Raw genomic sequence first — 14,332 nt, forward strand, 5'->3', positions numbered from 1 at the left:
CCTTGCTGCAACAGCGCAGCACCCTGTTTGAGCTCTTGTGCTTCGTGCACGATGCGCCGCGCCCGCTCCAGCACCGATCGGCCCAGCGGCGTCAGTTCATTCTTTTTGCCCACCCTGTCGACCAAGGGACCGCCCAAGTCGTCTTCCAGCACCTGGATGCTGCGACTCAATGCCGATTGGGTGATGTGCAGCTTCTCGGCCGCACGGCTGAAAGAACCGGTCTCTGCCAGGGCCAGCCAATGCGCAAGGTGCTTGAGGTTCATGTATTCATTTTATGAATGAAAACCAGAAATATAAGTCATTTGACACATAAATACTGTGTTTCTAGTATCCATCCTGCGTTATTTTTCATATCCATAACCCAACGGAGACAAAACATGCACAAGACTTCATCTTTTCGCCGCCTGCTGCTGGCTTCACTGGCTGGCTTGACTGTGCTGGGCGCCCAAGCCCAGACTTTCCCCAACAAACCTGTGAGCCTGATGGTGCCCTACCCTGCAGGCGGCCTGTCGGACGTGATCGCTCGCATGGTCAACGTGCCGCTGGGCAAGCAATTGAATCAGCCTGTGATCGTTGAAAACCTGGGCGGCGTGAGCGGTGCGATTGCCGCACAAAAGGTGCTCAGTGCCCCGTCGGACGGCTACTACCTGTTCCAAGGTTCACCCAATGAGCTGATTTTGTCACCACTGGCCAATGCAGCGGTCAAGTTCAAGAGCGAGGACTTCCGCCTGGTGCAAATCGTCGGTGCCGCCCAGATCGCCTTTTTGGCGCGCAAAGACATCCCGGCCAACTCGGTGGATGAGTTCCTCGATTACGCCCGCAAAATGGCCAAGGAAGGCAAGCCTGTCACTTACGCCTCGGTCGGCCCGGGTTCCTTCTACCACTTGCTGGGCGAGCAATTGTCCAAAGTGACAGGCATCCCGATGACGCACATTCCTTACAAGGGCGGAGCGCCTGCCAACCAGGACCTGATCGGCGGTCAAGTGGACATTTTCCTGGCCCCCTTTGGCAAAGCCTACAGCGATCTGGCCAAAGACGGCCGCATCAAGATTCTGGCTATGCTCAACAAGGAGCGCCTGGAGGGCGTCAAGCAGTACCCGGCCATCACCGAAAGCAAGCAGCTCAAGAACTTTGACTTCAACATCTGGACCGGCTATTTCGTGAAGAAAGACACACCAGAAGCCGTCGTTCAGTCTCTGCACAAAGCGCTGACGGAAACCCTCAACGACGCAGGCGTGCGCACAGGTCTGGACGCGAACAGCCTGCTGGTCGCCAAGCCATTGCCTTTGTCCGAGCTGAGCAAGGTCTACAGCGACGGCACCGCCCAGTTCCGAGCCATTGCCAAATCGATCAACCTGCAACCGCAGTGATCGAATGGGGGCGTCCCAGTACGCCCCCCTTGACGCTTTCAGGCGTGAGCAACTGCACGCCGCATCTGGTTTTTAAACCCCAACGCTCCTTCGAGCCTTCAACAGAAAACATCATGAAAGTCAAAACCCTTCTCAGCGGACTTGTTCTGGTCGCCAGCAGTTTCAGTGCGGCATGGGCGCAAACCTACCCCACCAAAACCATCAGCCTGATCGTGCCCTACCCGGCCGGGGGTCCTTCTGACTTCTTTGCCCGCAGGGTGCAACCTGACGCGTCTGCCAAGCTGGGGGCGACCATGATCATCGAGAACGTGGGTGGTGCCGGAGGTGCGATCGGCATGAGCCGTCTGATCAATGCACCCGCTGACGGCCACACCCTGAGTGCGGGCAGCCCCATGGAACTGGTGCTGGCACCGATGGCAATCCAAGGCGTGAAATACAAATCCGAAGACTTCAAATTGGTCGCGCAATTCACCACCACCAACACCATCCTGGTGGTGCGCAACTCGCTCAACGTCAAGACGGTGGACGCCCTGCTGGCGACAGCCCGTAAAAATCCGGACAAACCGATGAGCTTTGGCAGCGTGGGGCCTGGTTCCCTGTACCACCTGATCGGTGAAAAATTCTCCCAGGTGACCAAAGTCCCGATGTTGCACGTGCCCTACAAAGGCATCGCGCCCTTGTTGTCCGACCTGATGGGTGGCCAGATCGACATGGCTTTTCTGCCCATGGGTGGCTCCATCCCTGCCACCATCATGGAAGGCAAAATTCAGGGCCTGGCCGTGACCTCCAAAACACCACACCCCCTGTTCAAGCAATTTCCCCCAATGGCCGCCATGAAGGGCCTGGAAGCCATGGAATTTGACATCTGGGCCGGCATCCAAGTGCACAAAAACACCCCGGACCATGTGGTCTCCGCTTTGAACAAGGCTTTTTATGCCGCGGTTGAAGTGCCCGAGACCCGCAAAGCCTTTGAGGCCAACGGCAACGTGATCCTGCCTTCACGCACCCCCGCCGAGCTGGCCCGTGTGTACCAAGGCGAGATCGAGCGCTACCGTGCGATCGCCAAATCGATTAACCTGCAACCTCAATAAACCTTTCACACCGCAAGAGGTCAGCCCATGAATGCACCCAGTGACGCTTTTTTGCACGACAAGCTCCAATCCCTGCAAGCGCAAGCGGATGAGTTCATCGCGGTGCGCCGCGACATCCACAAGCACCCGGAGATGGGCTACAAGGAGTACCGGACCAGCGACCTGGTGGCCGAGCAACTGAGCTCCTGGGGCTATCAGGTCACGCGCGGCCTCGGCGGCACGGGCCTGGTGGGGCAGATCAAAAAAGGCACGGGCAGCAAGAGCATCGGCATCCGTGCCGACATGGACGCGCTGCCCATCGACGAAGCCACCGGTCTGCCCTATGCCAGCTGCAACGTGGGCATCATGCATGCCTGCGGCCACGACGGGCACACCGCCATGCTGCTGGCAGCGGCCAAGCACATCGCGCAAAAAGGCCATTTTTCAGGCACTGTGAACCTCATCTTCCAACCGGCAGAAGAAGGCCTGGGCGGGGCCAAGAAGATGATGGAAGACGGGCTGTTCAAGCAGTTTCCCTGCGACGCCGTGTTTGGCATGCACAACATGCCCGGCCACCCCCAAGGCCAGCTGGTGTTCCGCGATGGTGCGGCGATGGCATCTTCGGACAATGTGACCATCACCATCGAAGGCACGGGCGGCCATGGGGCGCTGCCACACCGCGCGGCCGACCCGGTGGTGGCCGGTTCGGCCATTGTCATGGGCCTGCAAAGCATCGTGGCGCGCAACGTTGACCCGCAACAAGTGGCCATCATCACCGTGGGTGCTTTCAATGCGGGTGTGGCCAACAACGTGATCCCGCAAACGGCCACGCTGCGCCTGAGCGTGCGCTCACTGGACCGCGACGTGCGCATCCTGCTCGAAAAACGCATCACCGAGCTGGTCCATGCCCAAGCGGCCAGTTATGGCGTCCAAGCCCACATCGACTACCAACGTGGCTACCCGGTGCTGGTCAACCACCTGCATGAGACCGACTTTGCCCGCCAAGTGGGCGAAGAGCTGGTAGGCGCCGCCAACGTCACGCGCCAAGGCCGTGCGCTGACGGGCAGTGAAGACTTCGCCTTCATGCTCGAAGAGGTGCCCGGCTGTTATTTGCTCATCGGCAATGGCGATGGCTCGGGCGATGGCCACGGCGCTTGCATGGTGCACAACCCCGGCTACGACTTCAACGACCAGAACGTGGCCGTGGGCTCGGCCTACTGGTCCTTGCTGGTCGAGCGCTTTTTGCCTGCCCAAGGGTGAACTTTTCAGGCCGGACCTTGGGGTCCGGCCTACAGGTTGGGTTCCTGCCCAAAGAAGCCGAACAAAGACGCTGCGCAAGCCACTTACGCCCGTTTGAGCAGCCCCCAAGCCCCTGCCCAAGCGAGCGCACAGACGGGTCTGAGACAATCGGGGGGCTGAATATGTCTGACCTCATCCAAACCGTTTTGATTTACGCCCTGCCGGTGATCTTCGCGATCACGCTGCACGAGGCCGCCCACGGCTACGCCGCGCTGCGCTTGGGTGACAACACCGCGTCCATGCTGGGCCGTGTCACGCTCAACCCCATCCCGCACATCGACCCGCTGGGCACCATCTTGCTGCCCCTGCTGCTGTACTTCAGCACCAGTGGCGCATTTTTGTTCGGTTACGCCAAACCGGTGCCTGTGCGCTTTGACCGGCTGCGCCACCCCAAACGCGACATGGTCTGGGTCGCACTGGCCGGGCCGGGCGCGAATCTGGTGCAGGCGCTGCTGTGGGGCGTGCTGTTTTACGTGCTCACGGGCAGTGGTGTCACCGAGCGGTTTTTCATCGAGATGTGCAAGGCCGGCATGCTGACCAATGTGGTCATGTTCGCCTTCAACCTGTTCCCGCTGCCGCCGCTGGACGGCGGGCGCATTCTGGTGGGCGTGCTGCCCTGGCGGCAGGCGGTGCTGGTCTCGCGTGTGGAGCCCTGGGGCTTTTTCATCGTCATGGCCCTGGTCCTGACTGGCCTCATCAGCGCCTGGTGGATGCAGCCCCTCATGGGCCTGACCTTTGACTTTTTGAAGCTCACCCTCAGCCCGCTGGCCGCTCTGTTACGCTAATTTTTGTGCGCTAAATTTTGCGCTGATTTGTTTTTTCGCTTTTTGCTGATTTCCAATGACCACCCAAACCCGCACCCGCGTTCTCACCGGCATCACCACCACCGGCACCCCCCACCTGGGCAACTATGTGGGCGCTATTCGCCCCACGGTGCAAGCCAGCCGCGACACCCGCACCGATGGTTTTTATTTTTTGGCCGACTACCACGCGCTCATCAAGTGTGACGAACCTGCCCGCATCCAGCGCTCCACCCTGGAGATCGCTGCCAGCTGGATCGCCTCGGGCCTGGACCCGGACAAAGTCACCTTCTACCGCCAGTCCGACATTCCTGAAATCCCCGAACTCACCTGGCTGCTGACCTGCGTGACCGGCAAGGGCGTGCTCAACCGTGCCCACGCCTACAAAGCGGCGGTGGACAAAAACAACGCCGCAGGCCATGACCCGGACAGCGATGTGTCGGCGGGCCTGTTCATGTACCCCGTGCTCATGGGCGCGGACATTTTGATGTTCAAGGCACACAAAGTGCCGGTGGGCCGCGACCAGATCCAGCACATCGAGATGGCACGCGACATGGCCTCGAGCTTCAACCATTTGTATGGCGAGCACTTTGTCTTGCCCGAAGCCGTGATCGAAGAATCGGTGGCGCTGCTCCCCGGTCTGGACGGCCGCAAGATGAGCAAGAGCTACGACAACACCATCCCGCTGTTTGCGCCCGCCGCGCAAATGCGCAAACAGATCGCGGCCATCGTGACCGACTCCAAAGCGCCCGGCGAGCCCAAGGCCACCGAAGGCTCGGCCCTGTTCCAGATCTACCAGGCCTTTGCCAGCGCCGAAGAGACCGCCGCCATGGCCCGCGCCTATGCCGAGGGCATCGGCTGGGGCGACGCCAAACAAATGCTGTTCGAGCGCATCGACCGCGAAATCGCGCCTTTGCGCGAGCACTACCAAGCCCTGATCGACAACCCCGCGCAAATGGACAAGATCTTGCTGGCCGGGGCCGACAAGGCCCGCCAGTTGGCCACGCCCTTCATGCGCGAGCTGCGCCACGCCGTGGGCCTGCGTGCCTTGTCATCGGGCAGCGCTGCGCCGGTGGCCAAAGAAACGAAAACCGCGCTGCCCAGCTTCAAGCAGTACCGCGAAAAAGACGGTCAGTTTTATTTCAAGTTGGTGGATGCCAAAGGCCAGGTCTTGCTCCAAAGCCTGGGCTTTGCCTCTCCCAAAGAAGCCGGGCAAACCATCGCCCGACTGCAAAGCGAAGGGCCGGATGCTTTGGCATCTCTTCAGGCAGTTCTTGAACCCGCATCGGAAGCTGCGGATTTTTTGAACGACACTTTGCGGCTGTTGAAAGCCTCTCACGAGGCGAGTCAAAAATGATTTTGCCATTTTCAACAAAAAAGCTAGCAAAACCCACGGGAAACTGATATCCTTATACTTTCAGTTTAGCGCGGAGAATAAAACATGACTGTTTATGTCATCGACGACCACCCCCTGATGCGTGATGCATTGACCATGTTGCTGCATCGGGTCAAACCAGGCCTGAAAATCATCCCGATTCACAAGTTGAACGTGGTGGAATCGACCGTTGAAAAAAATGGCGCACCCGAGCTGTTTTGCCTCGATCTGCAATTGCCTGACACGCTGGGCATGTCTGGCGTGCAGGTGCTCAAAGCCAAGTTTCCCGACGTTCCCTTGGCGGTGGTGACCAGCTCCAGCGCCAGCGAATACGAGGCGCGCTGCCTGGAAGCCGGCGCCGATGCCTTCATCGAGAAATCCAACAGCCCGGCCCAAATCATTGCGGCTTTGCGCAGCCTTTTGGTGACCGAGGAGCAAGCCGCGATCGAAGACGCGGCAACGCCAGCAGGCCCCACCAAACTGTCCAAACGCCAAAAACAACTGATCCTGATGCTGGACCAGGGCCTGTCTAACCGTGACATCGCCGAAAAACTGGACATCAGCGAGCACACGGTCAAGGTGCACTTCTGGCGTCTGTTCCGCCGCTTGGGCGTCAACAGCCGCACACAAGCGCTGCACTTTGCCCGCACCAACGGCTGGCTGGGTATCTGATTCAAATCCATGCCCGTTGTTTCGATCACCTTGCTGCCGGGCTACGACCCGGACACCCAGCACCGCATGGTCAACCGCGTAGCCAATGCGGTACGCTCGGTGATCGCGACCCCCGAGGCGGGCACCACGGTGTTCATCAACGAGGTCAGCACCTACCGGCGTGACGGCAAGGTGTTCAGCGGTGGCCGTGCGGCGCACCCGGTGGCCTCAGACGTGGTGAAGTCTTTTTTGCAAGCCATGCAAGATCGGGACATGACCTTGGCGCAAAGCTTTTTGCACCCGGACTTTGCCATGTGTTTCCCGGGTGGAGTGCAGATGCGCACCTTGCCCGAGTTGATCGGCTGGGCGCAGCAGCGTTACAGCGCCATACGCAAGGACTACGCGCAGTTTGAAGAGAGTTGGCAAGGCGATGCCACGGTGGTGTTTTGCCACGGCAACTTGCAGGGTACCTGGCTCAATGGTGAGCCTTTTGAAGGCATCCGTTTCATCGACCGCATGGAAGTGCGCGATGGCCTGATTGCGCGCCAAGATGTGTGGAACGATCTGGCCGAGCACCGCAAGGCCTGAATCAGGCCTCATTTTTTCTTTTTGTCCTTGTCTTTGTCTTTGTTGATGATGTCCGGTGTCACGGCATCGACCACATTCACCACGGTCTTGACCCCATAAATCACGGTTGACGCGGCCACATCGGCAATGGCCAGCACCGTGCAGCCTTGCAGCAAAGGCAGGGCCAAAACAGCCACGATCAGGGTCCCGGTTTTCATCATTTTTCCTTTTCGCATCCAACAGTGCGTGCATGCAAGTCGGCACATGCGTGATGGCCTGGTCAGGTGTCAGAAAAAAACCCCACATGGCCTGCCATGCGGGGTTGATTTGGCGGAGAGGGAGGGATTCGAACCCTCGGTAGGGTCGCCCCTACGCCTGATTTCGAGTCAGGTACATTCGACCACTCTGCCACCTCTCCTGATTCGGTGTCGTTTGTCGAAGCCGATATTCTATCAGGCCCGGAGGGTCTCCAAACCACCCAAATAAGGTCTCAGCACCTCAGGCACCGTCACGGAGCCGTCGGCGTTCTGGTAATTCTCCAAAACCGCCACCAGCGCACGGCCCACGGCCAGGCCTGAGCCGTTCAAGGTGTGCACCAGCTCGTTCTTGCCTTGGGCGTTTTTAAAGCGTGCCTGCAAACGGCGGGCTTGGAAAGCCTCGCAGTTGGACACCGAGCTGATCTCGCGGTAAGTGTTTTGCGCGGGCACCCAGACCTCCAGGTCATAGGTCTTGCTGGCACCAAAGCCCATGTCGCCGGTGCACAGGCTCATCACGCGGTAAGGCAAGCCCAGCTTTTGCAAAATGGCTTCGGCGTGGCCCGTCATGGCCTCCAGCGCTTCGTAGCTGCGATCAGGGTGCACGATCTGCACCATCTCCACTTTGTCGAACTGGTGCTGGCGAATCAGGCCGCGCACATCGCGACCACCGCTGCCCGCCTCCGACCGAAAGCACGGGGTGTGCGCCGTCAGCTTGATCGGCAAATCGCCTTCGGCCAAGACTTCGTCGCGTACCACGTTGGTCAACGTCACTTCGGACGTGGGAATCAAATACAGCGCCTGGCTTTCTTCACCTTCTTGGCCGCCCTTGTTGGCGGCAAACAGATCGGCCTCGAACTTGGGCAGCTGGCCCGTACCGCGCAGGGTGTCGGCGTTCACGATGTAGGGCGTGTAGCACTCGGTATAGCCGTGTTCTGCAGTCTGCACATCCAGCATGAACTGCGCCAGTGCCCGGTGCAAACGGGCCACCGGGCCACGCATGAAGGTGAAGCGCGAGCCGGTCAACTTGGTGCCGGTCTCAAAGTCCAGGCCCAGCGGGCCGCCGATGTCCACATGGTCCTTGAGCTCAAAGTCAAAGTTGCGCACCGTGCCCCAACGGCGCACCTCGACGTTGCCTTCTTCGCCCGCGCCCACAGGCACCGACTCATGCGGCAAATTGGGCACGGCCAGCAGCAGGTCTTGCAGCTCGGCCTGAAGCACCTCCAGGCGCTGGGCCGAAGCGTCCAGCTCGTCCTTGATCGCGCCCACTTGCGCCATCACGGCATCGGCCTCGGCGTGCTGGCCCTTGCCCTTGAGCATGCCAATTTGCTTGGACAGGCTGTTGCGTTGGCTTTGCAGCTCTTCGGTGCGGGTTTGCAGCGTTTTGCGCTCGCCCTCCAAAGCACGAAACGCCTCCACATTCAGGAAGGACTGGGGATTTTTACGGGTCTGCAAACGCGCGACAACGGCGTCCAGATCTTTGCGGAGTAGAACAATATCAAGCATGGGGCGATTGTAGTGAGCCGGGTTCTGGGTTTTCTAAAGGGTCCATCTTCAAACCCTTGGGCAACGGAAACTTGATGGTTTCCTGGATGCCGTCCAGGGTGCGCACCGACACCGCGCCCATCGCCCGCAAACGCGCAATCACCTCTTGCACCAGCACATCCGGGGCAGAGGCACCTGCCGTCAGACCCACTTTTTGGGTCCCGTTAAACCAGGCTTCTTGCAGATCGGCCGCGCTGTCCACCATGTAGGCAGGCGTGCCCAATCGGTCGGCCAGCTCGCGCAGGCGGTTGCTGTTGGAGCTGGTAGGGCTGCCCACCACAATCACCACATCCACCAGCGGGCTCATCAGTTTCACGGCGTCTTGGCGGTTTTGGGTGGCATAGCAAATGTCTTGTTGTTTGGGCTCGCGCACCTGCGGAAAGCGGGCTTTGACAGCGGCCACGATCTCGGCGGCGTCGTCCACGCTCAAGGTGGTTTGCGTGACCACGGCCAGCAAATCGGTCTGGGCAGGTTGCACCTTGGCCACGTCTTCCACGTCTTCCACCAAATGGATGCCGCTGTCGAGTTGGCCCATGGTGCCTTCGACCTCGGGGTGGCCCTTGTGGCCGATCATGATGAACTCATACCCCTCTTTGTGCAGCTTGGCCAGCTCCACATGGACCTTGCTGACCAGGGGGCAGGTGGCGTCAAAAATCCGAAATCCGCGTCGCTCGGCCTCGTCCTGAATGGCCCGGCTCACGCCATGCGCACTGAAAATCAGCGTGGCCCCGGGCGGCACATCGGCCAGCTCTTCGATGAAGATCGCGCCTTTTTCCTTCAGGTCATTGACCACATAGGTGTTGTGCACGATCTCATGGCGCACATAAATCGGGCGGCCAAACTTGGTGAGTGCGTGCTCCACGATGTCGATTGCACGGTCCACCCCGGCGCAAAAACCGCGTGGCTCGGCCAATAGCACTTCAGACGTCATCACAGCACTCCAATCAGTTCGACTTCAAAGGTCACAGGCTGACCGGCCAGCGGGTGGTTGAAGTCAAACAACACCGCGCCCTCTTCGTTCACTTGCAGCACCGTGCCGGCATAAGAGCCCAGACCGTCGGGCGTCGGAAACTGAACCACATCGCCTGCCGCGTATTTTTCGGTCGGGTCACCCAGCTCGTTCAATAGCTTGCGCGCTACCCATTGCTGCATGTCGGCAATGCGCTCGCCAAAGGCCTCACCCGCCGGAATCTCCATCACCACCCGCGTGCCCTCGGCCAGGCCCAGCAAGCGCTGCTCCACGGCGGGCGACAAGGTGCCCGAGCCCAGCGACAAGGTCGCGGGTTTTTCGTTGAAAGTGTTGATGATGTCCCCCTGCGGCCCGGCCAGGCGGTAGTGAAGCGTCAAGAAAGAACCAGGTTCGACAATGGACATAAGGGTTTTCGTGGTTGCCGCCCAAGCGGCCAAACGGGCATAAAGAAAGCACTATTGTAAAAAGCCCGGCCAACCTGCCCCAAGCAAGGGACAAAAAGGGGCAAGCAGGACCGAAGGCGGCTCCAGGGAGGGGCACGACATGAGCATCAAGGACTTGCCGGCAGACGCGCGTCCGCGCGAAAAACTGCTCGCCCGTGGCCCGCAGGCCCTGAGCGATGTGGAGCTCTTGGCCATCTTGCTGCGCACGGGCATGGCGGGCAAAAACGTGTTCCAGTTGTCCGAAGAGCTGCTGGGGCCAGACGGCATCGCGGGCTTGCTCAACGCCACGGTGCCATCGCTCAAAATGGTCAAAGGCCTGGGGCCCGCCAAACAGGCCGAGCTGCTGGCCGTGTTCGAGTTGGCCCGCCGTGCGCTCAGCCAGCGCCTGAAAGAGCGCGAGGCTTTTCACACGCCAGGCGCGGTCAAGCAGTACCTGCAGCTGCAACTGGCCCACAAAAATCACGAGGTCTTTGCCGTGCTGTTTCTGGACAACCAAAACCGCATGCTGGCCATGGAAGAGCTTTTTCGGGGCACGCTCAGCCAGACCTCGGTTTACCCGCGTGAAGTCGTCATGCGCGCCCTGCACCACCAGGCCGCGGCCGTGGTGCTGTCGCACAACCACCCCAGCGGCTCGGTCCAGCCCAGCCGCGCTGACGAGCACCTGACCCAAACCCTCAAAGCATCTTTGGCGCTGGTGGATGTGCGCGTGCTGGACCACATCATCGTGGGCCAAGGCCAATCGCTGTCGATGGCGGAGCAGGGCTTGATGTGAGCGACCGCTAAACTCGGTGTTTTTCATTTTTCAAGCCCGTCATGTCCCACTACCACCTCTACGCCATCGGCAACGCCCTGGTCGATACCGAATACGAAGTTTCCGATGCACTGCTGAGCGCCATGGGCGTGAGCAAGCGGCACATGACCCTGATCGACACACCCCAACGCGCCGAATTGCTGGGGCATGTGCAAGGCCTGCACGCTCGCCGCACCGGCGGCGGCTCAGCGGGCAACACCGTGGTGGCGCTGGCGCAATTGGGCGGTAAAGCCTTTTATTCGTGCCGCGTGGCCGACGACGAGCTGGGCGCTTACTACACACAAGACCTGCAAACCAACGGCGTGGCGACCAACCTCACCCACACCCGCCCCACCGAAGGCCAAACTGGCAGCTGCATGGTGCTGGTCACACCCGACGCCGAGCGCAGCATGTGCACCTTTTTAGGCGCCACCTCGCAACTGGACGCCAGCGCCTTGCACCCGCAGGACATCGCCAAGTCCAGAATTTATTACATGGAAGGCTACCTGGCCGCTTCGCCCACGGGCCTCGAGGCCGCTGTGAAAGGTCGCCAGATCGCCATCGATCACCAAGTGCAAACCGCGCTGACCCTCAGCGACGTGAGCATGATCAACTTCTGCCGGCAAGGCCTGGAAGCCATGATCGGCAACGGTCTGGACTACCTCTTTGCCAACGAAGAAGAAGCCCAAACCTGGTGCGGCACCACCGATCTGGACACCATCATCGGCCAGCTGTCGGCTTTGGCCAAAACCGTCTGCCTGACACGTGGGCCCAAGGGCTGCATCGTGGTGCAAGGCCAGCAGCGCATCGAAGTGCCTGCGGTGCCCACCCAAGCGGTGGACACCAACGGTGCTGGCGACATGTTTGCCGGGGCCTTTTTGTACGGCATCACCCACGGCCAAAGCCCGGCGCAAGCCGCAGCGCTGGCCAACCGCGCCGCCGCTGCGGTGGTCAGCCAGCACGGCAACCGCTTGACCGCGGCGCAAATGCAAGCGATCTATTCAGACTTCCAAAAGGCTTCGTCATGAAAAAAATCCTGCTTTTGGGCTCAGGTGAGCTGGGCAAAGAATTCGTCATCAGTGCCAAGCGCCTGGGCTGCCACGTCATCGCCTGCGACAGCTATGCGGGTGCGCCTGCCATGCAAGTGGCCGATGAATCTGAAGTGTTCAGCATGCTCGACGAAGCGGCTTTGCGTGCCGCCATCGCCCGGCACCAGCCCGACCTGATCGTCCCCGAGATCGAGGCCATCCGCACCGAAGTGCTGCTCGACGTCGAAAAGCAAGGCTTTGAAGTCATCCCCAGCGCCCGCGCCGCCAACCTGACCATGAACCGCGACCGCATCCGCGATGTGGCCGTGGGTCTGGGCGTGCGCACTGCCAAATTCAGCTACGCCGATTCGGCCGCCGAGCTGCTGGCCCGTGCCACCGAGATCGGTTTTCCGGTCGTCATCAAACCGGTCATGAGTTCATCGGGCAAAGGCCAAAGCGTGGCCAAGACGGCGGCCGACGTACAAGCCAGTTGGGACTACGCCTGTGCAGGCATGCGCGGCGACCGCCAGAAAGTCATTGTCGAAGAATTCATCCACTTTGAGTTTGAAATCACCCTGCTCACCGTGCGCCAACGCAACGGGCAAACCCTGTTTTGCCCACCCATTGGCCACGTGCAAGAGCGCGGTGACTACCAGTACAGCTGGCAGCCCCAGGCCATGAAGCCCGCGCAAATCCAAGCTGCGCAAGACATGGCCGAAAAAGTCACCACAGACCTGGGCGGCGCAGGCCTGTTTGGCGTGGAGTTTTTCGTGACGAAAGACGAAGTGATCTTCAGCGAGCTGAGCCCCCGGCCGCACGACACGGGCATGGTGACGCTGACCAGCCAGAACCTGAGCGAATTTGATTTGCACGCGCGCGCCATTTTGGGCCTACCGATTCCCCGCATCGACTGCGTGGAAGGTGCCAGCGCCGTGGTGCTGGCCGACAAGGACGGCACCCACCCCACATTCACAGGCGTGGCTGAGGCCCTGAGCGAGCCGGGTGTGGACGTGCGCATCTTCGGCAAACCCACCACAAGGCCCTACCGCCGCATGGCGGTGGCACTGGCCCAAGGCCCCAACGCCTTGCAACGTGCCCGTGAGGCCGCGGCCAAAATTTCCGTCGTGGTCTGAGCCCATGAGCACCATCCTCGTCACAGGCGGCGCGGGCTACATCGGCTCGCACACGGTGGTGGAACTGTTGAACGCGGGGCACCAGGTGCTGATCGTGGACAACCTGTGCAACAGCAGCATCGCCGTGCTGGAACGCATCGAAAAACTGGCCAACCCCAACTTCCGGTTTGTACAAGCCGATGTGCGCGATGGCGCAGCGCTTGACCGGCTCTTTGCCGAGCAGCCCATCGATGGCGTGATCCACTTTGCGGGCCTCAAAGCCGTGGGCGAGTCGGTGTCGCAGCCTGTGCGTTACTTCGACAACAACGTGGGCAGCACCCTGGCCCTGCTGCAGGCCATGGACCGGGCAGGCGTGCGCCGCATTGTGTTCAGCTCATCCGCCACCGTGTATGGCGACCCCGAACAGGTGCCCATCACCGAGAGCAGCCGCCTGCAGGTGACCAACCCTTACGGCCGCACCAAGCTCATGTGCGAGGACATCCTGCGCGACCTGCAGGTGTCGGACCCACGTTGGCAAGTGGCTGTTCTGCGCTACTTCAACCCGGTGGGCGCGCACATCAGCGGCGCCATTGGCGAGCACCCGAGCGGCATCCCCAACAACCTGATGCCCTTCATCACCCAGGTGGCCGTGGGCCAACGCGAGTTTCTGAGCATCTTTGGCCGCGACTACCCCACGCCCGACGGCACGGGTGTGCGCGACTACATCCATGTGGTCGATCTGGCGCAAGGCCACTTGGCGGCGCTCAATTACCTGCAACAGCGGCAAACCAGCATCACCGTCAACCTGGGCACCGGGCGCGGCGTGAGCGTGCAGGAGCTGGCCGACACCTTTGCCCGCGTGACCGGTATGCCCGTACCCTATCGCTTTGTGGACCGCCGCCCGGGTGATGTGGCGGCCTGCTACGCCGACACCACCTTGGCGCGTGAAGCCCTGGGTTGGCAGGCACAGCTGGGGGTCGAGCGCATGTGCCAGGACGCCTGGCGCTGGCAATCGCAAAATCCCGAGGGGTATTGAAGAAGCGGGGAAGGTGGCGCTG

Annotated in this window: 16 protein-coding genes and 1 tRNA gene; 11 read left to right on the top strand and 6 right to left on the bottom strand. The window is 60.7% G+C overall.

Annotated elements, in window-relative coordinates; genetic code table 11:
* On the bottom strand, positions 1 to 263 hold a 263-nt coding region (locus QZ190_RS15005; RefSeq protein ID WP_291917798.1), incomplete at its 3' end, for a LysR family transcriptional regulator.
* A gap of 114 nt (positions 264 to 377) precedes the next feature.
* Between QZ190_RS15005 and QZ190_RS15010 the strand changes: the two genes are divergently transcribed.
* From QZ190_RS15010 to QZ190_RS15040, 7 genes are all read left to right on the top strand, one after another.
* Positions 378 to 1,370, top strand: coding sequence for a tripartite tricarboxylate transporter substrate binding protein (locus QZ190_RS15010; protein WP_108332270.1), 993 nt, complete (start codon positions 378 to 380; stop codon positions 1,368 to 1,370).
* Positions 1,371 to 1,483: 113 nt separating this feature from the next.
* Entirely contained in the window at positions 1,484 to 2,461 is a 978-nt protein-coding gene (locus tag QZ190_RS15015; protein WP_291917803.1) for a tripartite tricarboxylate transporter substrate binding protein, read from the top strand.
* 27 nt (positions 2,462 to 2,488) lie between these two features.
* The gene (locus QZ190_RS15020) at positions 2,489 to 3,700 is read left to right on the top strand and encodes a M20 aminoacylase family protein (protein ID WP_291917806.1); all 1,212 of its coding nucleotides are present in this window, start codon (positions 2,489 to 2,491) and stop codon (positions 3,698 to 3,700) included.
* Positions 3,701 to 3,855: 155 nt separating this feature from the next.
* Positions 3,856 to 4,524, top strand: a complete 669-nt coding sequence (locus tag QZ190_RS15025; protein ID WP_291917887.1) for a site-2 protease family protein — start codon at positions 3,856 to 3,858, stop codon at positions 4,522 to 4,524.
* Between the two features lie 55 nt (positions 4,525 to 4,579).
* Positions 4,580 to 5,896, top strand: coding sequence for a tryptophan--tRNA ligase (locus QZ190_RS15030; protein WP_291917808.1), 1,317 nt, complete (start codon positions 4,580 to 4,582; stop codon positions 5,894 to 5,896).
* An 84-nt stretch (positions 5,897 to 5,980) separates the two neighbouring features.
* Positions 5,981 to 6,586 carry a response regulator transcription factor gene (locus QZ190_RS15035; protein ID WP_291917810.1) on the top strand — a complete coding sequence of 202 codons (606 nt, stop codon included), beginning with the start codon at positions 5,981 to 5,983 and terminating at the stop codon, positions 6,584 to 6,586.
* Between the two features lie 9 nt (positions 6,587 to 6,595).
* Complete coding sequence (locus tag QZ190_RS15040) at positions 6,596 to 7,153, top strand: nuclear transport factor 2 family protein (RefSeq protein ID WP_291917813.1); 558 nt, start codon at positions 6,596 to 6,598, stop codon at positions 7,151 to 7,153.
* Positions 7,154 to 7,161: 8 nt separating this feature from the next.
* Here QZ190_RS15040 and QZ190_RS15045 read toward each other — a convergent pair whose 3' ends face one another.
* From QZ190_RS15045 to QZ190_RS15065, 5 genes are all read right to left on the bottom strand, one after another.
* Positions 7,162 to 7,350 carry a hypothetical protein gene (locus QZ190_RS15045; RefSeq protein WP_291917816.1) on the bottom strand — a complete coding sequence of 63 codons (189 nt, stop codon included), beginning with the start codon at positions 7,348 to 7,350 and terminating at the stop codon, positions 7,162 to 7,164.
* Between the two features lie 110 nt (positions 7,351 to 7,460).
* Positions 7,461 to 7,550: transfer RNA gene (locus tag QZ190_RS15050), tRNA-Ser, on the bottom strand.
* A 34-nt stretch (positions 7,551 to 7,584) separates the two neighbouring features.
* Positions 7,585 to 8,892: a serine--tRNA ligase gene (serS, locus tag QZ190_RS15055; RefSeq protein ID WP_291917818.1), complete on the bottom strand. Its 1,308-nt coding sequence runs from the start codon at positions 8,890 to 8,892 to the stop codon at positions 7,585 to 7,587.
* Positions 8,885 to 9,862, bottom strand: a complete 978-nt coding sequence (gene ispH / locus QZ190_RS15060; RefSeq protein ID WP_291917821.1) for a 4-hydroxy-3-methylbut-2-enyl diphosphate reductase — start codon at positions 9,860 to 9,862, stop codon at positions 8,885 to 8,887. Before ispH ends, serS begins: the two co-directional genes overlap by 8 nt.
* On the bottom strand, positions 9,862 to 10,305 hold the full coding sequence (locus QZ190_RS15065; RefSeq protein WP_291917824.1) for an FKBP-type peptidyl-prolyl cis-trans isomerase: 444 nt from the start codon (positions 10,303 to 10,305) through the stop codon (positions 9,862 to 9,864). The genes ispH and QZ190_RS15065 overlap by 1 nt, the downstream gene beginning before the upstream one ends.
* Before the next feature lie 139 nt (positions 10,306 to 10,444).
* On the opposite strand from QZ190_RS15065, the gene radC reads away from it, so the two are divergent.
* The 4 genes from radC to galE are packed head-to-tail and all read left to right on the top strand — an operon-like array spanning position 10,445 to position 14,310.
* Positions 10,445 to 11,116, top strand: coding sequence for a DNA repair protein RadC (gene radC / locus QZ190_RS15070; RefSeq protein ID WP_291917827.1), 672 nt, complete (start codon positions 10,445 to 10,447; stop codon positions 11,114 to 11,116).
* Positions 11,117 to 11,157: 41 nt separating this feature from the next.
* Entirely contained in the window at positions 11,158 to 12,162 is a 1,005-nt protein-coding gene (locus QZ190_RS15075) for an adenosine kinase (protein ID WP_291917830.1), read from the top strand.
* Positions 12,159 to 13,295 carry a formate-dependent phosphoribosylglycinamide formyltransferase gene (gene purT, locus QZ190_RS15080; protein WP_291917832.1) on the top strand — a complete coding sequence of 379 codons (1,137 nt, stop codon included), beginning with the start codon at positions 12,159 to 12,161 and terminating at the stop codon, positions 13,293 to 13,295. The genes QZ190_RS15075 and purT overlap by 4 nt, the downstream gene beginning before the upstream one ends.
* Positions 13,296 to 13,299: 4 nt before the next feature.
* Positions 13,300 to 14,310, top strand: coding sequence for a UDP-glucose 4-epimerase GalE (gene galE / locus QZ190_RS15085; RefSeq protein ID WP_291917834.1), 1,011 nt, complete (start codon positions 13,300 to 13,302; stop codon positions 14,308 to 14,310).
* Positions 14,311 to 14,332 lie beyond the last annotated feature (22 nt).

It is taken from the genome of Limnohabitans sp., from assembly GCF_017848645.1.
GTDB lineage: Bacteria > Pseudomonadota > Gammaproteobacteria > Burkholderiales > Burkholderiaceae_C > Limnohabitans_A.